We start from the raw sequence: 16,731 nt of genomic DNA, 5'->3' as shown, positions 1-16,731 counted from the left end.
AATCCTTTTGTGCCGGATACGCCGCGCTGCGAATCCAAAGCCCGCACCAATCTGGCGCGGGCTTTGGGGTTTTGCTGGCTTTGTCGCTATGCCACGGCGGGTTTGGCCTTGGCTTTGGCCGGGTGCGTGTTTGCAGCCTTCGGCATCCGCATCAGGCGCATGGCGTTAAGGATGACGATCAGCACCGACATCTGGTGGACCAGCATACCGCCCGCCATGTGGATATCGCCGCTGAACACCCCGAACAGCAGGCCAAACACCGTCAACACGGCAATCACAAGGTTCTGCCGCATGTTGCGCAGCGTCGCGCGTGAGATTTCCATCGCTTCGGCGATCTTGCCCAGATCATCGGTCATCAGCGCGATATCCGCCGTCTCGATGGCGATATCGCTGCCCGAGGCCCCCATCGCAATGCTGATATCGGCTGCCGCCAGCGCCGGTGCGTCGTTGATGCCGTCACCGACCATCGCCACCCGGTAGCCTTCCGCCCGCATGGCGTGAATCCGGTCCAGCTTGTCATCGGGCATCATCGCGGCATGCACCTCATCGACGCCAACGGCGGCTGCAATCGCCTCGGCTGCCGGGCGCTGGTCGCCGGTCAGCATCACCACACGGCGCACGCCAAGCGCGTGCAAGCGGTCGATCATCGGCTTGGCACTGGCGCGCGGCATATCGGCCAGCCCCAGCAGGCCCACAACTTCGTCGTCACGCGCCACGATGACAACGGTGTGGCCCAGCCCGTGCAACCGGGCAATGCCGTCCTTTGCGTCGGCGCTGAAGGCGATTTTCAGGTGGTCGAACAGGCGGTGGCTGCCGACCGCGATCTGGTGGCCGTCATGCTGGGCAATCAGGCCCATGCCGGCAATCTCCTCCAGCGAGGTGGCGGTGGGAAGCGGGCCTTGCTTGCGCGCGGCCTCGATGATCGGACGGCCCAGCGGGTGGTTCGACCCCGTCTCGGCAATCGCGGCCCAGAGCAGGACATCGGCCTTGCTTTGGCCCACCAATGCGACAACCTCGGCCAGACGCGGCTGGCCTTCGGTCAGGGTGCCGGTCTTGTCCAGCGCCAGCGCGGTGATGCGCCCGGCGTTTTCCAGATGCTCGCCGCCCTTGATCAAGATACCGGACCGCGCCGCCCGCCCGATCCCCGCCACGACTGACACCGGGGTAGAGATGACAAGCGCGCCGGGGCAACTGACCACCAGCAGCGTCAGCGACAGTTCAACGTTGCGGGTGACGATATAGCTGACAATGGCCATCACGAAGACGCCCGGCGTATACCAGCGCCCGAAACTTTCGATCATCCGCTGCGCCGGGGCCTTGGCCTCTTGCGCCTCTTCAACGCGGGTGATGATGCGGGCCAGCGTGGTATCGGCACCGACGCCGGTGGCGCGCAGATGCAGCAAGCCGTTTTCGGCCAGCGTTCCGGCAAAAACGCGTGAGCCGGGGGATTTTTCGGCTGGAATAGGCTCTCCAGTAATCGACGCCTCATTGACGGCGGCGGTGCCTTCGATCACCTCGCCATCAACCGGCAGGCGCTCACCTGCCTTGACCAGAACGGTTTCGCCCAAGATCACCTCATGTGCGGCGACAGTAACCGTCTCGCCGTTGCGCAGCACGGTTGCGGTCACTGGTGCGGCATCAATCAGCGCCTTCAGCGCGCCGCGGGTGCGGGTCATGGTGCGGGCTTCCAGCCAGGCGCCCAGCATGAACAGGAAGGTGACGGCGGCGGATTCCCAGTGGTTGTTGATGAACAGCGCGCCGATTGCCGCGACAATCACCAGCAATTCGATGCTAAGCTGGCGCAGCCGCAGCGAGGCCCATGCGCGCAGGGCAATGTCATAGCCCGCCAGAACGGCGGCGGTTGTCATCAGCGGCGCCCAGGGGGCGGCCAGCCCGAACCCGTACCAGGTGATCCATGCAAGGATGATGAACACCCCGCTGGCGATGGTCAGCCATTTGCGCCGTTCCGCAGGGTGCCTGTAGATATCCATGAGCCCGGAAAACATGTGCTCTCTCCTTTCAAGAAAAACCCACCGCCTATGTGCGGTGGGTGGGGGCGGCGTGATTTCTGGGTCAGAATGCCGATGCTTTGGCGGTGTAGCCGGTCTTGGCGATGGAGTTGATCAGGGCGGCCACATCGCTTTGCGCCGGGTCATGTTCGACCTCAATGCGGCCAGTGGCGAATTTCACCTCGGCCTTTGTCACCCCCGGCAAGGCCAGCAGCGCCTTTTCGATTTTCGGCACGCAAGATGGGCAGGAAAGCTCGTCGCTGCGCAGTTTTGTGTGGATTGTATTATTGCTCATGGCTGGTTCCTTTCAAGGGATCGTGGTTGCTTCTGCTTATCATATGGCTACACAATCAGCGCACAGGAACTGGCCAAAAATGAAAGGTGCGCTTGCATGAATGCACAGCTTGCGAATTGGGATGACTTGCGGGTGTTTCTGGCGGTCGCGCGCACGGGCAGCCTGTCGGGCGCTGCGCGCAGCCTTGGGGTGAACCATTCGACCGTCTTTCGCCGCATTGCGGGGCTGGAGGAAATGCTGGGCGTGCGGTTGTTTGAGCGGATGCCGACCGGCTATGTGCTGACCCCGGCAGGCGTGGAAACGCTGGGCATTGTGGAGCGGATCGAGGAAAACGTCGCCACGCTTGACCGTACCGTGACCGGGCAGGATTTGCGGTTGAGTGGCACCGTGCGGATTACCGCGACCGATATGCTGGCGCTCTGGCTCTTGCCCGCGCATCTGGAAAAGTTCCGCGCGGCCTATCCGCGGATTGAGGTCGGGATCGCCGTTGGCAACCAGACGCTTGACCTGTCGCGGCGTGAAACCGACATCGCCCTGCGCATCGGCAACACCCCGCCCGAAACATTGGTGGGCCGCCGCGTTGGCCAGTTGAGGTTTGCCGTTTATGGCGCGCCAGAGTATTGCGCCACCCATACCGACCCCGATCTGGCAACGCATAGCTGGATCGGCCTTGATGGCGGCCACGCAGCCCTGACCCGGCCTTTCGCGCAGCTTCTGCCCGGTGTGCGGCCTGCCATACGCTCGAACTCGGTCGCCTGCACGGTGCAACTGGCCAAGGCGGGCCTTGGCCTCGCGGTTCTGCCCTGCGTCATTGCCGAACAAAAGCCCGACCTGATCCGCGTGGCCGAATTGCCTGATACCTTTGCGCTTGATCTATGGCTGTTGACCCACGAAGACCTGCGCCACACTGCCCGCATCCGCGCCGTGCTTGATTTCCTGACACCGGCACTGGCGGAAAGCCTGAAAAAATGCACCAAAGGGCCGGAAATCTGATCCGAATGTTGCATTGGCCCGGATATACGCCACTGGGCCGCGATGCAGGTTGCGCAGCAGGATCCGAAGAAGATCAGCGTTAAGGCATGCCAAAGCGGTCTGGCCCGATCTGAACCAAACCCGAGGCCATGAAAACCGGGTAAGTTGCGCTTTTGCGGCGTGCCGGTTGCGCCCGGTAAAACGGATCAGCCTAATAGCTGATGCGGATTTCAGTCTCGCTCATCTCTACCACAAGCTTGCGTTTTTGCTGGGCGATCTCATGGGCAAACAGGGTGAAATGAACCTGCGCCGGGGCAAGGTCGGTTTTGGGCTTTGACAGGCTTTCCCACAGGTCGGGCTGAATGCGCAGGCGTTCAGCGCGGGCATTGACCTGCCATTTGCCATCTTGGGCTGTAAGGCTGATGCGGCCGCCAAAGGCCAAGGCGGATTCGCAGCACAGAATGGCGAGAAAGGCCAGTTTTGCCTCAGCCCGCGCAATATCGCCGCTGGCTTTCCAGTCAATCGAGACGCGCGCACCCTGGCTGGTATCTGCAAGGATTTTCGTAAGCTCGGCCCGTCCGATGCGCTGTTCACCGCCTGACAAGCCAAAAGCGACACGGAAAAACCGGATGCGGGCATTGGCTGCCGCTACACTTTCCGCAATCAATGCCAGCTCGGGCGAGGGGGGGCCACCTTCCATCATCAACAACTCAACCCCATTGCCGATCGCGCCAATCGGGCTGATAAGGTCATGGCATATGCGGGAACCGAGAAGGGCGGCAAGGTTTGTCTGATCGGTCATTAGGGCCTCGGGGTTGGGAAGCAGGGACATGAATTCGATATTGGAACCAGGGATGATCGTGCGGCATCCGCAGCAGCCTGATTGGGGTTTCGGCCAGGTGCAATCACGGGTTGGCGACCGGATTACGGTGAATTTTGAGCATCAGGGCAAAGTTGCGATTGATGGGCGCGTTATTGGGTTGACCGTGGTTTGGGACCATGGGGACCAAGACTAAGCGGCATGGTATTGAAGTTCAATCAAGGATTTAGGGCAATGCGATTGTATTCGCACAGGCTGCGATAACTTGCAGGCCGGCAGGTGTTGATATTGCATTGCGGGGCGCCGCGCCCTAAACGAAGGGCTGCAACGCAGCATAAGGGGTGCCAATGCAGCCTGATGACCGCCATTTCACGCTTCGGCTGGCGCGCGATTGCCGCGATCTGGCGGCTGCCCAGCGGTTGCGCTATCAGGTTTTCGTTGAGGAGCTGGGGGCCGATGGGCCGTTGGTGGACCATGCGGCCCGATTGGAACGGGACGCGTTTGATGAGGCTTTTGACCATCTGCTGCTGATAGATACGCGCCGCGATGCAGGCGCGTTGGAAGATGTGGTCGGGGTGTATCGCTTGCTGCCGGGGGCAAAGCTGCTTGCCGGGCAAAAGTTCTATTCGGAAAGCGAGTTTGACCTGTCGGTGCTGCGGGCCTCGGGGCGGGAATTGCTGGAACTGGGTCGATCTTGTGTGCATGCCGACTATCGCAGGGGCAGCGCCTTGCTGCATTTGTGGAATTCATTGGCCGAATATGTGCTGGCGCGCGGAATTGAGGTGATGTTTGGTGCCGCCAGCTTTCACGGTACCGATGTGGCGGCGCTGGCGCAGCCTTTGGCCTATTTGCACCACACCCATCTGGCGCCCGAGGCGCTGCGGGTACGGGCGATTGGACCGCAGGCGCAACCGATGGATTTGGTGCCGATTGACGCGCTGGACCGTCGCGCGGCGTTGCTGGGCACGCCTGCCTTGATAAAAGCCTATCTGCGGCTGGGTGGTTTTGTTGGGGATGGTGCCTATATTGACCGGGATTTCAATACGATAGATGTGTGTTTGGTGATGGATACCGCCCAGATGTCAGCACGTCATCGCCAGTTTTATGAGCGCAAGAAAGGGCCGTCCGTTTGACCGAGTGGCGCGAAGACAAGCTGGCGGCTGCTGCCATTGGCCCGATTGGCTGGGTGCTGGTGGCGATTCGGATTATTCCTTTTGCAATGGTCACTTATGGCGGGCTTGTGGTGTTGCTGTTGACCCGCGCAGTAGAGGCGCCTTTATGTGGGGCGGCCCGCCCGGTCACGCCCTTTATCACCCAGGGCGTGTGCAAGGCGGCGGTCTGGATCATGGGGCTGCGGGTGCAGCGGCGCGGCGTGCCGATGCAAGAGCGGGGGGCGGTGGTTGCCAATCACGCGTCATGGCTGGATATTTTCACTTTGAACGCCTGTGATCGGGTGTATTTCGTTTCCAAGGCCGAGGTGGCGCAATGGCCCGGAATTGGCTGGTTGGCGCGGGCGACGGGAACCGTCTTTATCGCGCGTGACCCTGCCGAGGCTAAAGCACAGCAGGCTTTGTTCGAACAACGCTTGCGGGCGGGGCATCGGTTGCTGTTTTTTCCCGAAGGCACCAGCACCGATAGCCTGCGGGTCTTGCCGTTCAAATCCACATTGTTTGCGGCCTTCTTCACCCATGGGATGAAGCAAGTGATGCATATTCAGCCCGTGTCTGTGCGCTATATTGCCCCCAAGGGGGCGGATGCGCGGCTGTATGGCTGGTGGGCGGCGATGGATTTCGTGCCGCATCTGCTGCAGATTTTGGCCCAGCCACGTCAGGGGAACGTAGAAATTACGTTTCACGCCCCTGTTGACGTGGATGGTTTCAATGGGCGCAAGGACCTCGCGGCGCATTGCGAGGCCGTGATCCGCGCTGGGCATGCCGCAAGCCCCGCACAAGACCCAAAGCCGTTATCCTAAGGGGGCCAGCAGGTTTTTCAGCGCGACAGAGGCATTTTCGGCCGCCCAGATTTCAGTACCGATGCCGAAGAAATCAGTGACGGGGCCGAATTTTTCAACCAGTTCAACGGTCAGCGCGCCTTCGGCAACCACTGGAACTTCGATCATCTCTGACCACCACTGAAAGATCTCGAAATCGACGCTGGTGCCATCGCCCAGGGTGCTAAGGCCAACGGGGCCGAAAGAGACGTAATCGGCCCCGGCCTCGGCTGCGCTCATCCCGTCATGGCGGGTGGTGCCGCAATAGGCGCCGATAATGGCATCGGCCCCGATTTCTGCGCGAAGTTTGCGGATGTTCTTGCGGGTATCGGTCAGATGCACGCCATCAAGCCCGAGACGGTCGGCCAAAAGCACGTGATCTTCGACCACAATCGCCACATCGCGGGCATGACAGATTTCGCGCAACGCATCGGCAGCGCGCGACAGGGCCTCTTCGTCGCGGGCGGCAAGGCTGAGGCGGACGCAGGCGATGGCATGCGCGTCAAGCACCGCTTTCAGTTGCGCGCCAAAGGCTTCAAGCTCAAAAGCCGGCGGGGTGATAAGGTAGATTTGCGGGCGCTCTGCTTCGGCCATGATCGGTGCTCCTGATTGCTGAGAGCGCTTTAGCCTAGAAATTGCGCCTTGGCTACTTATGCGGCAGCGATTTTACGAATGCGAGCGCGAGGGACAGGAAAGCGGCGCGGTCCATGTCTTTTTGAAGCGTTTCGCTGCGACATTCGACAAAGCCTTTCATCTTGCGTTTGGCGAACATCAGGGGCGCAGCACCGGGCAGGGTAAGGGCGTGGTCATAGCGATCGGGGCCGACGCGGTACATCGCACCATTTTCAAGCGTGCCGCACAGCATGTGGCCATCCAGCATGAAACAGACCCCGCCGAACATCTTTTTCTCGACCACGGGCAGGGCGGCCAGATCGTCGCGCAAGATTTGCGCGGTGCCTTCGTCATATGCCATGGATGGTCCTTTGCTTGTCATCGTGTCGGCAGAAGCGTATCAGGCGCGAGATTTCCCACAAGCAGGACGCATGAGATGAATGATGCCGAGATGACGCCGAGTTTGCTTGCAGATGTTGCGCCAGCAGATCAGGTGCCGCCGGTGTTTGTGTTGGTGCGCCCACAGATGGGCGAGAACATCGGTGGTGCGGCGCGGGCAATGCTGAATTTCGGGCTGGAGCGGTTGCGGGTGGTGGACCCGCGCGATGGCTGGCCCAGCCCCAAGGCGGTGGCGATGGCCTCGGGGGCGGGGCGACTGCTGGAAACGGCGGGGCCGTATGCGGATGTACAGGCCGCGATTGGCGATTGTGACTATGTGTTTGCCACCACCGCGCGGGGGCGGGAACTGACCAAGCCAGTCATGACGCCCGAAGCCGCGATGATGCGGGCGCGGGGGCTGATTGCTGCGGGCAAGAAGGTGGGGTTCTTGTTCGGGCCAGAGCGGGCCGGGCTGGAGAATGACGATCTGGTGCTGGCCAATGCGATTGTGACGGTGCCGGTAAACCCCGATTTCCCAAGCCTGAATCTTGCGCAATGTGTGTTGCTGCTGGGGTATGAATGGCAGCGGCAAACCGGGGTGGTTTCGGCAGAGGAGATGGTGTTCAACCGCACCGATTTCGCCAGCCGGGTCGAGGTGGAAAAGCTGGGCGATCATTTTGAGGAAAAGCTGACGGCGGCGGGGTTTTTCTATCCGCCAGCGAAAGTTCCGGGAATGAAACAGTCTTTGCGCAATATGTGGGCGCGGTTGGGGCTGACCAAGGCCGAAGCCGCGACATTTCATGGCATGCTGCGCCAGATTGCCCGGCATTTGGGTAGTGACCAACGGGGGGAATAGATTTTTCGTAGAAAAATCTGCCTGCGGCACGGATCGTTGGGAACAGAAAAAAGCTGGGGAAATGAAAAAGGGGCCGCTGATGCGGCCCCTGCTGATTTGGTCTTGGGGATTGGATCAGAACGAGAAGCGGCGGGTTACACCGATGCGCAGCGAGACGTTATTGTCTTTGCCCTGGGCTACGATGGGCGAAGATTTGGCATCGCCCAAGTATTTATCCCAACGCACTGCGCCATCAATGCCCCAAGTGTCGTTGATGGCATAGGTTGCGCCCAACTCCAGCCCTGCGGTCAGCGCGCCGCCTTTGGCGGTGTAGGGGGTGGTGAATTTGCTGCCAACGGCTGCGGCCTCGGCGGCGGAAACGCCGAAATAGGTGTTGGCGTAGTCACGGCTGCCAAAGAACACACGCGGGCCGACGCGCAGGGTCAGTTGCTCGGTCGGGTGCATCACGGCGTTTGCCCCGATTTCGCCAACCCAGGCATGGTGACCAATGGCCCCGTAGCGCACATCTGCAAAGGCCTCGAAGTTGCGCTGGGTATAGCCGAGGCCGAGACCCAGTTCGACCGAGGCTTTGACATCGTTCAGGCCAGTCAACTCGGGGTCATCCTTGGAGGACCGCTTGGCGATATAGCGAAACGAGCCGCGCGGGGCAAAGCCGTAGGAGACAGCGCGCGGATCAGTCGAACCGATAGAGCGGCCACCGGGCAGGGCCAGGTAGTTCAGGCTAAAGCTGAAATCAGGGCCAGCCTTGAGGTCCTTGGCACCGAAATAAGCCGGAGCGCCGCCGATGCCTGCACGCAGGGTAAAGGCCAGTTTTGGCGCTTTGACAGGGGCCACGGGAACGGCGACCACACTGTCTGGTGCGGTATCAAGGCTACCTGCAAACGCGGTGAGCGGGGCGGTGGCAACAAGGACGATTGCAAGTGCGGTGATCTTCATTTTCTATCCCTTTTCGAGATTGGCAGTGATTACGATTGCGGCCTTTTACGGGCTGCGCTGTGCAATAAACAGGGTCTTGCCCTTCACGATTTGTGGCGTGGCCAAAATATCGCAACCTTTCGGGGGGAGTGTTGCACGATTACCTTGCGGCAGGGGCGCGCGGGGACTTGCAAGCGGGGGTGGGGGCGGCCTAATCTGCGCCCGACACAGGAACGGGGGCCTTTGCATGGCTGGCAAGCGCAGTATTTTCGAAGAGGTAGGCGATGTTGCACGGCCAAGCACGCCCAAAGGCGGTATGATAGATCGCCGCGACAGGGGCGCGCGGGGCGCAATTCGGCTGTGGCTGATGCTGCTGTTTGTGCTGGTGCTGGCGATGATTGTGGTCGGTGGATTGACGCGGCTGACCGATAGCGGCCTTTCCATCACGGAATGGCGACCCGTGACCGGCGCTTTACCGCCGATGGATGACGCGGCCTGGGCGCTGGAATTCGAGAAGTATCAGGCGAGTCCCGAATATCAGCTGCAAAATGCGGGCATGGAGCTTGCCGCCTTCAAGACCATCTATTGGTGGGAGTGGGGGCATCGCCAGCTTGGCCGGGTGATTGGCCTTGTTTGGGTTGTCGGGTTTCTTGGGTTTCTGGTGGCCCGCAAGATTCCTGCCGGCTGGACGGGCCGGCTGTTTTTCATCGGCGCGCTGGGCGGTTTGCAGGGCGCTATTGGCTGGTGGATGGTGTCATCCGGGCTTGGGGGCGCGCGGGTTGATGTGGCATCTTATCGGTTGGCGGTGCATCTGGGCCTTGCCTTCATCATCTTTGGTTTTATCGCATGGTATGCGTTTTTGCTGGGCCGCTCCGAGGGGGATTTGTTGCAGGCACGGCGGGTGCGAGAGGGTAAGCTGTTCGGGCTTTCAACGGGCTTGTTGCATTTCACGTTTTTGCAGATTTTGCTGGGGGCGTTGGTTGCGGGCATTGATGCGGGGCGCGGCTTTCCCACTTGGCCCGATATGAACGGGTTGTTCTTTCCGGCGGATGCCTTTTATGTGCCGGATGGGGCGGGGGGCAGCTTGCCGCTTTGGCATGCGTTTTTTGAGAACCCCGGTCTGGTGCAATTTGTCCACAGGATGAGCGGCTATGGGCTGTTTGCCTTTGGCGTGGTGGTCTGGCTGCGTGGCCGGAAATCGGCGCATCGGGCCACGCGGCGGGCGTTTGACTGGATGATGGTCATGCTGTTCGGGCAAGTGGTTTTAGGGATTGCGGCCGTGCTGACGGCAGCGCAACTGCATACCGCGATTGCGCATCAGGTGGGCGCTATCATTCTTTGGGTGCTGATCTTGCGCGCGCGGCACCTTGCACAATATCCCCGGCTGGGGTCGATCCGAAAGGGCACGGCATGAACATCCGCACCACTGCATATGATGAGATGATGGCGTTTCAACGCCAGACCGAGGCATTGGCGCAGGTTTCCGGGCGCCTGGGGTGGGACCAGGAGACGATGATGCCGCGCGGCGCAGTGGCGCAACGGGCCGAGGAATCGGGTGCGATGGAAGCGGTCTTGCACGCCCGCCGCACTGACGCGCGGCTTGAAGGCTGGCTGGCCGAGGCCGAGGGCAGCGGCGCGGTGGCCGCGGCCAATCTGCGCCATATCCGACGCAGCTTTACCCGCAATTCCAAGGTGCCATCGCGCCTGGCCGAGGAATTGGCGCGGGTCACGTCTGCCTCGCAAGGGGTGTGGGCCGAGGCGCGGGCAAGCAATGATGTGGCGGCGTTTTTACCAAGCCTGCGGCGGGTCATAGAATTGCGGCGCGAGGAAGCGGCCTGCCTGGCGCAGGGTGGCAACCTTTATGACGCCCTGATTGATGATTATGAACCGGGGGCGACAGCGGCCAGCCTTGGCGCGATGTTTGACGGGATGCGCCCGCGCTTGGTGGAATTGCGCGGGGCGGTGCTGGAGGCATCGTATCAGCCCGACTCGCTTGAAGGGCGGTTTGACAGTGTCGGTCAGATGCGGGTCGCGCGGGAATTGGCAACGGCGTTTGGTTATGACTGGGATCGTGGACGGATGGACCTTGCGGTGCATCCGTTTTCATCGGGGGGCGGTTCGGACGCGCGTATTACGACGCGGGTCGTTGAAAACGATCCGTTCAACTGCTTTTATTCCACGATCCATGAGGTTGGTCATGCCTGCTATGAATTGGGCATTGACAAGGATTACGCCCTGACGCCGCTGGGTGCCGGTGTGTCGATGGGGGTACATGAAAGCCAAAGCCGGATTTATGAAAACCAGTTGGGGCGCAGCCGTGCCTTTACCGGCTGGTTGATGAGCCGGATGCGGTCGCAGTTTTCCGACTTCAACGCCAAGGATGTGGATGCATTCTATGGCACGGTGAACAAGGTGCGGGCCGGGTATATTCGGACCGAGGCGGATGAGGTGCAGTATAACTTGCATGTGATGCTGCGCTTTGATTTGGAACGGGCCTTGATTTCGGGTGATCTGGGCGTGGCTGATCTTGAGTCGGCGTGGAATGACCGCTTCAGGGCCGATTTCGGCTTTGGCGTGGATAAGCCGTCAAACGGGGTGTTGCAGGATGTGCATTGGTCGGTGGGCCTGTTTGGCTATTTCCCGACCTATAGTCTGGGTAATCTTTACGCGGGCTGTCTGAATCAGGCACTGCGCAAGGCGCTGCCGGGGCTGGATGCACAATTGGCCGATGGCGATACATCGGCGGCAACCGCCTGGCTGCGTGACAATGTGCAGCGGCACGGCGGACTGTATGAACCGCGTGAGGTGATCGAGCGGGCCTGCGGGTTCGCGCCGCATGAAGGGCCGTTGCTGGATTATCTGGAAGAAAAGTTCCGCGCGATCTATCGGCTGTAGCGGGGACGATATGGGCAGGCAAGGCTTGGGCGTTTGGTTGCTCGCTACGGGGCAGACGCTGGGCTATGCCTGTATGTTTTACAGCTTTGCCGCGCTGATCCTGTCGCTTGAATCCGACCTGGGGTGGGACAAGCGGCTGTTTGCCCTGGGCCCGATGTTGGCGATTGGTATGGCGGCGGTGCTGGCACCGGTGATGGGGCGGCAGGTGGATGAGGGCCGGGGGCAAGCCTTGCTGCTGGGCGGCGCGGTTCTGGGTGGTTTGGCATTGCTGGGCCTGACGCAGATGCGCAGCCCTTGGCAGTATCTGGCGCTGTGGGCGGTGATCGGCGTCGCGCAATCGGCCTGCTTGTATGAGGTGGCCTTTGCCTATTTGGTGCGGCGCTATGGGGCCGAGGCGCGGGCGCGGATTATTCGGGTGACCTTGGTGGCGGGGTTTGCCTCTACCCTGGCCTTTCCGGCCGGGGCCGCACTGGCCGAGGCATTCGGCTGGCGTGGCGCGGTATTAGTGGCGGCGGGCGTGATGCTGTTCGTGACGGCACCGTTGCATTGGGTCGCGTGCCGGTTAATTCGTGCCGAAACCGCTGTGGTGGTTGAAGTGGCCAGCGCAAAAGGTTTTTTAGCCGCCGCGATGCGCCGCCCGGTGTTTTGGGGCTTGGCCGGGTTGTTTGCGCTGGTGGGGCTGAACCATTGGATTTTAATCAGCTTTCTTGTGCCGTCCTTGGTGGAAATGGGGGTCAGTCACGGTTTGGCGGTGCTTGCGGCGTCACTTGTGGGGCCTGCCCAAACGCTGGGCCGATTTGTGCTGATGCGGGCCGAGGCGCGGATAAGCACAGCGCAGGTCTTGGGGGTTACGGTTGTGATGCTGCTGGGGGCATCGGTTTTGTTGGCGGGGGCCGGGGTTTCGGCGCTGCTGATTTTTGGCTTTGCGGCGTTGCAGGGCGGCGCGATGGGAATCATGACCATATTGCGCCCGGCTTTGGTGGCGGAAAGCCTTGGGCGCGAACAGTTTGGCGCCATCAGCGGCATGCTTTCAATCTCATCCCTGGGGGCCTCGGCGGTGGCGCCACTGATCGCGGCCATGTTGTTTGAAACCGTGGGGCCGTTGGGGATGATTGGCGCAAGTTTTCTGATGGCGCTGGTGGCGCTGGGGCTGGCCCGCTGGGTGGTTGCGCTTAGATAAGCGGACAGGCCTAGCTGTGCCAATCGGGTTTGCGCTTTTCAAGGAAGGCGCTGATGCCTTCGTCGGTGTCACGCATAAGCATGTTCTCGACCATGGCAGCGCCCGTTTGGGCATAAGCCTCGGCCAGGGTTAGCGGTGCCTGATCATAAAACGCGCGTTTGCCGATGCGGACAGCCGGGCCCAGCTTGGCCGCGATGGTGCCGGCAAGGGCCATGGTTTCATCGGCCAATGTGTCGGCGGGAACAACCCGGTTCACCAAACCGATTTGGCGGGCGCGGGTGGCGGTGATGAATTCGCCGGTCACCAGCATTTCAAAGGCGTGTTTGGGGGGAATGTTCCGGGTAAGAGCGACCATGGGGGTCGAACAGAACAGCCCGATATTCACGCCATTGACGCCAAAGCGCGTGTCTTCAGCCGCCACGGCCAAATCACAACTGGCAACCAGTTGGCAACCCGCTGCCGTGGCGATTCCATGGGCCGAGGCGATTACGGGCTGTGTCAGGGTGGTGATGGCCTGCATCACAGTGGCACAGCGGGCAAAAAGACCGGCGAAATAGGCGGCCCCCTTATCGGGGCTGGCGCGACCTGCCTGCATTTCCTTCAGGTCATGCCCCGCACAGAACACCTTGCCCGCCCCCCGCAGGATAACGACCTTGGTTTTGGTGTCGCTGCCGAGGGTGGCCAGTTCATCTGTCAGGGCGGCCAGCATGGCATCGGATAATGCGTTCAGGCTGCCGGGGCTGTTCAGCGTCAGGCGAGCGATGCCGCCGCTCAGGTCTTCGCGCAACAGAATTGAGTCTGCCATCTTGCCATATCTTTCATTTTGCTATGCATGTGGGGCTAGTGTAGCCGTGTCGCGGCGAAGGGGAAGGGGGTTTCCCCAAGACTGAAGCAGAGGGGGTTTATGGCGATTGTGATGGACGTCGCGGCGCTGACCGCGTTCATGGCGCAGGAATTTGCGCAGGTGGCTAAGGATTTCACCATCACGCGGGTTGAGGCGGACCTGCTGGAGATGCGCCTGAACGTGGGGACGCAGCATTTGCGCCCCGGCGGTACGGTTTCTGGGCCCTCGCTCTTCGCGCTGGCTGATGTGGCGATGTATCTGGCAATCCTGGCGCGGCTGGGGCCGGTAGCTTTGGCCGTAACCACGAATTGCAGCATTGATTTCATGCGCAAGCCCGCGGCGGGGCGCGCGTTGATCGCGCAAGCGCGGGTCTTGAAACTGGGCCGGGTGTTGGCGGTGGGCGACGTGCTGATCTGGTCGCAAGGGGGGGATGCGCCTGTTGCCCGCGCGGGGCTGACCTATTCGCTTCCGCCTGCCCGGTAAGCGCGCCTATCGGACGGGCAAGGCCGGGGCAAAATGCGGCCTTGTAGGCGGCGTTTCGGACCTATGCTTTTTTGATCTTGAACGTGCCTTCTATCTGGGCGCCGCTTTCAATCGACAGGGTTGTATAGGTGACATCGGCGGTCATTTGTGCGGCTGAACGCAGGGTCAGCATCGTGCTGTCAATCTTGCCAGACAGCTTGCCGCGCAGATCTACGGTCTTGGCGGTGATTGTCCCTTTGATTGCGCCGTCATGGCTGAGCACAAGGCTATCGGCGATGATGGAGCCGTCAACCTCGCCCATCACCTCTACGCTGCCCTTGGAAACGATATCTCCGGTGATCTTGAGGTCGGAGGCAAGCACAGATTTTCCGGTGCTGGATGGGTTGGACATATAGAAATTCCCTATTGGACCGGGCAAGTGCCGGTAAATTCATTGCCCCGATAGAGGACGAAGCAGCGCGTTGGGTCAAGTGTGTCATGTGGGGAATGATCGGATTTTTGCTGAAAGACGAACAAACGCCTGCCTTTGGGGCAGTGACAGGTCGCGTGTTTGATGGCTTGACGCGCGGCGCTGGACGCGTAGCTATGATATGCTGATGGCAAGGGGCGGGGGCAACGGAGGCGGAATGCAGGCTGATACAATCATTACAAACGCACGGGTTTTGACGATGGATCCCGACCACCCCCGCGCCGAGGCGATTGCCTTGAAGGCGGGGCGGATTGTGGCTGTCGGTTTGCGGGCCGGGGTTGAGGCGCTGACAGGTCCACAGACCCAGGTTATTGATGCAGACGGGCGGACCGTGCTGCCGGGTTTTGTTGAAAGCCATTTGCATCTGGTGCTGGGTGGCGCCGAATTGGCACATTTGCACGTTGGGGGGCTTTATGGGCCCGAGGCGTTGCGGGCGGCCTTTGCCGGTTTTGCCGCCAGGCACCCGGAGGCACCGCTATTGATGGCACAGGGTGGCACCTATACAATGCTTGACGCCCCCATGACCCGCGCCGATCTGGACAAGGTGCTGCCGGACCGCCCGATTGCGATAACGGCCGCCGATCATCACACGGTTTGGGCCAATACAGCGGCGCTGAAAGCAGCGGGGATCTTGCACGGCATGGCCTGCCCGCATGGGCATGAGGTGGTAATGGGGGCCGATGGCCTTGCCACGGGCGAGCTGCGCGAATTCGAAGCCTTTGCCCCGGTGATTGCGCTTGGCGGCGAGGCGCGGCTGAATCTCGGGATTGCCACCGGAGAGGAGCCAAGCCCATGGCCGAGCGAGGCCGAGATGGCGATTGACCGCGCCAAAGTGGCGGCGGGGCTGCGCCATTGTGCGGCGCATGGCATTACCTCAATGGTCAATATGGATGGCAATCGTTTCACGCTTGATCTGCTGGACGGGCTGCGGCGTGAAGGCAAGCTGAGCGCACGGGTCAAGGTGCCGTTCCACTTCAAGCCGCATATGGGGCTGGAGGCGCTGGACCGGGCCGAGGCGATGACACGCGATTTTGCCGATGATTGGCTGCAATGCGGTTTTGTAAAGATGTTCATGGATGGCGTGATTGATAGCCGCACCGCCTATATGCTGAACGATTATCCCGGCCAGCCCGGGTACCGCGCCGAGCCGCTGTTTGCCCCCGCGCGTTTTGCCGAGGTGGCGGTCGAGGCCGACAGGCGCGGCTTGCAGATCGCCGTACATGCGATTGGCGATGGGGCGGTGCGCAATACCATTGACGGCTATGCGGCGGCGGCGCGGGCCAACGGCCTGCGCGATATGCGCCACAGGATCGAGCATATAGAGCTGATTGACCGCGCGGATATCGCACGGCTGGCGGCGCTGGGCATTGTGGCCAGCGTGCAGCCGCCGCATGCGCCGGGTGCGATGGATTTTGCCAAGCAGCCGACGCTGGATATGATCGGGGCGGCGCGCTGGCAGGATGCCTATCTCTGCGCAACGCTGGCAAGGCAGGGCGCGCGGATCGCCTTTGCCAGCGATTGGCCGGTGACAGATGTGTCGGTGCTGCGGGGATTGGGGGCGGCGCTGACCCGGCCATCCTATGCGGGCGGCGTCAATGAATGCCTGGGCCTGATGGAAAGCCTGCACGCCTATACGGCCGGCGGGGCTTGGGCTGCGCATCGCGAGGGGCTGACCGGCACTTTGCGCGCAGGGCTTGCCGCCGATGTGGTGATGCTGACGGGAGATATAGAATCGGCGCGGCCTGAATCTGTCGCGGATATGGGGGTGGCACTGACGATTTGTGGCGGGCAAATTACATATCAAGCCTGAAATGGCGATTCCTTTGGCTGATGAGCCGCGAATCCGAAGCAGGAGAGGCTGTGATTCCACAAATATCGCTGGACGATTCGGCATCGGCCCCAGTGATCTGACCATCTGATCAGGCTTTACCCAGGGGCAGTTCCACCCGAAGCTTGTGAGGGCGCAAGATGTTTTCCCAATAAACACAGGGCGAAACGGAGAAACGGCAAAAA

18 protein-coding genes are annotated in these 16,731 nt (G+C 61.3%); 10 read left to right on the top strand and 8 right to left on the bottom strand.

Features of this window, described 5'->3' with window-relative positions; translation table 11 throughout:
* Positions 1 to 86: 86 nt before the first annotated feature.
* The gene (locus VDP61_RS00160) at positions 87 to 2,006 is read right to left on the bottom strand and encodes a cation-translocating P-type ATPase (RefSeq protein ID WP_323004924.1); all 1,920 of its coding nucleotides are present in this window, start codon (positions 2,004 to 2,006) and stop codon (positions 87 to 89) included.
* A 67-nt stretch (positions 2,007 to 2,073) separates the two neighbouring features.
* Positions 2,074 to 2,304: a heavy metal-associated domain-containing protein gene (locus VDP61_RS00155; protein ID WP_323004923.1), complete on the bottom strand. Its 231-nt coding sequence runs from the start codon at positions 2,302 to 2,304 to the stop codon at positions 2,074 to 2,076.
* Between the two features lie 96 nt (positions 2,305 to 2,400).
* Here VDP61_RS00155 and VDP61_RS00150 point away from each other — a divergent pair, with 96 nt between their 5' ends.
* The gene (locus VDP61_RS00150) at positions 2,401 to 3,297 is read left to right on the top strand and encodes a LysR family transcriptional regulator (RefSeq protein WP_323004922.1); all 897 of its coding nucleotides are present in this window, start codon (positions 2,401 to 2,403) and stop codon (positions 3,295 to 3,297) included.
* A 190-nt stretch (positions 3,298 to 3,487) separates the two neighbouring features.
* Here the strand turns inward: VDP61_RS00150 and VDP61_RS00145 are convergent, their stop codons facing one another.
* Entirely contained in the window at positions 3,488 to 4,108 is a 621-nt protein-coding gene (locus VDP61_RS00145; protein ID WP_323004921.1) for a histidine phosphotransferase family protein, read from the bottom strand.
* Between VDP61_RS00145 and VDP61_RS00140 the strand changes: the two genes are divergently transcribed.
* The 3 genes from VDP61_RS00140 (at position 4,107) to VDP61_RS00130 (ending at position 6,068) form a co-directional block, all read left to right on the top strand.
* Entirely contained in the window at positions 4,107 to 4,292 is a 186-nt protein-coding gene (locus tag VDP61_RS00140; RefSeq protein WP_323004920.1) for a DUF3553 domain-containing protein, read from the top strand. The two genes, VDP61_RS00145 and VDP61_RS00140, sit on opposite strands and share 2 nt — an antisense overlap.
* A 151-nt stretch (positions 4,293 to 4,443) precedes the next feature.
* Positions 4,444 to 5,229, top strand: coding sequence for a GNAT family N-acetyltransferase (locus VDP61_RS00135; RefSeq protein WP_323004919.1), 786 nt, complete (start codon positions 4,444 to 4,446; stop codon positions 5,227 to 5,229).
* Positions 5,226 to 6,068, top strand: a complete 843-nt coding sequence (locus VDP61_RS00130) for a lysophospholipid acyltransferase family protein (protein WP_323004918.1) — start codon at positions 5,226 to 5,228, stop codon at positions 6,066 to 6,068. The genes VDP61_RS00135 and VDP61_RS00130 overlap by 4 nt, the downstream gene beginning before the upstream one ends.
* Here the strand turns inward: VDP61_RS00130 and VDP61_RS00125 are convergent.
* On the bottom strand, positions 6,060 to 6,680 hold the full coding sequence (locus tag VDP61_RS00125; protein ID WP_323004917.1) for a thiamine phosphate synthase: 621 nt from the start codon (positions 6,678 to 6,680) through the stop codon (positions 6,060 to 6,062). The two genes, VDP61_RS00130 and VDP61_RS00125, sit on opposite strands and share 9 nt — an antisense overlap.
* Positions 6,681 to 6,732: 52 nt before the next feature.
* A complete protein-coding gene (locus VDP61_RS00120) occupies positions 6,733 to 7,059 on the bottom strand; it encodes a TfoX/Sxy family protein (RefSeq protein WP_323004916.1) in 327 nt (108 codons plus the stop codon).
* Positions 7,060 to 7,134: 75 nt separating this feature from the next.
* Here VDP61_RS00120 and VDP61_RS00115 point away from each other — a divergent pair, with 75 nt between their 5' ends.
* Positions 7,135 to 7,932, top strand: a complete 798-nt coding sequence (locus VDP61_RS00115; RefSeq protein ID WP_416236474.1) for an RNA methyltransferase — start codon at positions 7,135 to 7,137, stop codon at positions 7,930 to 7,932.
* Between the two features lie 114 nt (positions 7,933 to 8,046).
* On the opposite strand, the gene VDP61_RS00110 is transcribed toward VDP61_RS00115, so the two are convergent.
* Entirely contained in the window at positions 8,047 to 8,868 is an 822-nt protein-coding gene (locus VDP61_RS00110) for a MipA/OmpV family protein (protein ID WP_323004915.1), read from the bottom strand.
* A 226-nt stretch (positions 8,869 to 9,094) separates the two neighbouring features.
* Here VDP61_RS00110 and ctaA point away from each other — a divergent pair, with 226 nt between their 5' ends.
* Genes ctaA through VDP61_RS00095 form a run of 3 tightly spaced genes read left to right on the top strand, consistent with a single transcriptional unit; the run spans position 9,095 to position 12,922 of the window.
* Positions 9,095 to 10,261, top strand: coding sequence for a heme A synthase (gene ctaA / locus VDP61_RS00105; RefSeq protein WP_323004914.1), 1,167 nt, complete (start codon positions 9,095 to 9,097; stop codon positions 10,259 to 10,261).
* Positions 10,258 to 11,742 carry a carboxypeptidase M32 gene (locus VDP61_RS00100; protein WP_323004913.1) on the top strand — a complete coding sequence of 495 codons (1,485 nt, stop codon included), beginning with the start codon at positions 10,258 to 10,260 and terminating at the stop codon, positions 11,740 to 11,742. The genes ctaA and VDP61_RS00100 overlap by 4 nt, the downstream gene beginning before the upstream one ends.
* Before the next feature lie 10 nt (positions 11,743 to 11,752).
* On the top strand, positions 11,753 to 12,922 hold the full coding sequence (locus tag VDP61_RS00095; protein WP_323004912.1) for an MFS transporter: 1,170 nt from the start codon (positions 11,753 to 11,755) through the stop codon (positions 12,920 to 12,922).
* Positions 12,923 to 12,932: 10 nt separating this feature from the next.
* Here VDP61_RS00095 and VDP61_RS00090 read toward each other — a convergent pair whose 3' ends face one another.
* Complete coding sequence (locus VDP61_RS00090) at positions 12,933 to 13,727, bottom strand: enoyl-CoA hydratase (protein WP_323004911.1); 795 nt, start codon at positions 13,725 to 13,727, stop codon at positions 12,933 to 12,935.
* A gap of 99 nt (positions 13,728 to 13,826) precedes the next feature.
* Between VDP61_RS00090 and VDP61_RS00085 the strand changes: the two genes are divergently transcribed.
* On the top strand, positions 13,827 to 14,249 hold the full coding sequence (locus VDP61_RS00085) for a PaaI family thioesterase (protein WP_323004910.1): 423 nt from the start codon (positions 13,827 to 13,829) through the stop codon (positions 14,247 to 14,249).
* 61 nt (positions 14,250 to 14,310) lie between these two features.
* Here VDP61_RS00085 and VDP61_RS00080 read toward each other — a convergent pair whose 3' ends face one another.
* Positions 14,311 to 14,640 carry a polymer-forming cytoskeletal protein gene (locus tag VDP61_RS00080; protein ID WP_323004909.1) on the bottom strand — a complete coding sequence of 110 codons (330 nt, stop codon included), beginning with the start codon at positions 14,638 to 14,640 and terminating at the stop codon, positions 14,311 to 14,313.
* A gap of 235 nt (positions 14,641 to 14,875) precedes the next feature.
* Between VDP61_RS00080 and VDP61_RS00075 the strand changes: the two genes are divergently transcribed.
* A complete protein-coding gene (locus VDP61_RS00075) occupies positions 14,876 to 16,528 on the top strand; it encodes an amidohydrolase (RefSeq protein WP_323004908.1) in 1,653 nt (550 codons plus the stop codon).
* Positions 16,529 to 16,731 lie beyond the last annotated feature (203 nt).

Origin of the sequence: Pseudorhodobacter sp. (genome assembly GCF_034675685.1) — a bacterium.
In the GTDB taxonomy this organism is placed as follows: Bacteria; Pseudomonadota; Alphaproteobacteria; order Rhodobacterales; family Rhodobacteraceae; genus Pseudorhodobacter.
This window is presented reverse-complemented; position numbering and strand designations above follow the sequence as displayed.

Bases quoted from the DNA above. Each gene is read 5' to 3' on its own strand.
- VDP61_RS00155 (WP_323004923.1), bottom strand. From the start codon at position 2,304: ATGAGCAATAATACAATCCACACAAAACTGCGCAGCGACGAGCTTTCC.
- VDP61_RS00090 (WP_323004911.1), bottom strand. From the start codon at position 13,727: ATGGCAGACTCAATTCTGTTGCGCGAAGACCTGAGCGGCGGCATCGCT.
- VDP61_RS00150 (WP_323004922.1), top strand. From the start codon at position 2,401: ATGAATGCACAGCTTGCGAATTGGGATGACTTGCGGGTGTTTCTGGCG.
- VDP61_RS00125 (WP_323004917.1), bottom strand. From the start codon at position 6,680: ATGGCCGAAGCAGAGCGCCCGCAAATCTACCTTATCACCCCGCCGGCT.
- VDP61_RS00095 (WP_323004912.1), top strand. From the start codon at position 11,753: ATGGGCAGGCAAGGCTTGGGCGTTTGGTTGCTCGCTACGGGGCAGACG.
- VDP61_RS00075 (WP_323004908.1), top strand. From the start codon at position 14,876: ATGCAGGCTGATACAATCATTACAAACGCACGGGTTTTGACGATGGAT.
- VDP61_RS00100 (WP_323004913.1), top strand. From the start codon at position 10,258: ATGAACATCCGCACCACTGCATATGATGAGATGATGGCGTTTCAACGC.
- ctaA (WP_323004914.1), top strand. From the start codon at position 9,095: ATGGCTGGCAAGCGCAGTATTTTCGAAGAGGTAGGCGATGTTGCACGG.
- VDP61_RS00140 (WP_323004920.1), top strand. From the start codon at position 4,107: ATGAATTCGATATTGGAACCAGGGATGATCGTGCGGCATCCGCAGCAG.
- VDP61_RS00110 (WP_323004915.1), bottom strand. From the start codon at position 8,868: ATGAAGATCACCGCACTTGCAATCGTCCTTGTTGCCACCGCCCCGCTC.
- VDP61_RS00145 (WP_323004921.1), bottom strand. From the start codon at position 4,108: ATGTCCCTGCTTCCCAACCCCGAGGCCCTAATGACCGATCAGACAAAC.
- VDP61_RS00115 (WP_416236474.1), top strand. From the start codon at position 7,135: ATGAATGATGCCGAGATGACGCCGAGTTTGCTTGCAGATGTTGCGCCA.
- VDP61_RS00080 (WP_323004909.1), bottom strand. From the start codon at position 14,640: ATGTCCAACCCATCCAGCACCGGAAAATCTGTGCTTGCCTCCGACCTC.
- VDP61_RS00160 (WP_323004924.1), bottom strand. From the start codon at position 2,006: ATGTTTTCCGGGCTCATGGATATCTACAGGCACCCTGCGGAACGGCGC.
- VDP61_RS00135 (WP_323004919.1), top strand. From the start codon at position 4,444: ATGCAGCCTGATGACCGCCATTTCACGCTTCGGCTGGCGCGCGATTGC.
- VDP61_RS00120 (WP_323004916.1), bottom strand. From the start codon at position 7,059: ATGGCATATGACGAAGGCACCGCGCAAATCTTGCGCGACGATCTGGCC.
- VDP61_RS00085 (WP_323004910.1), top strand. From the start codon at position 13,827: ATGGCGATTGTGATGGACGTCGCGGCGCTGACCGCGTTCATGGCGCAG.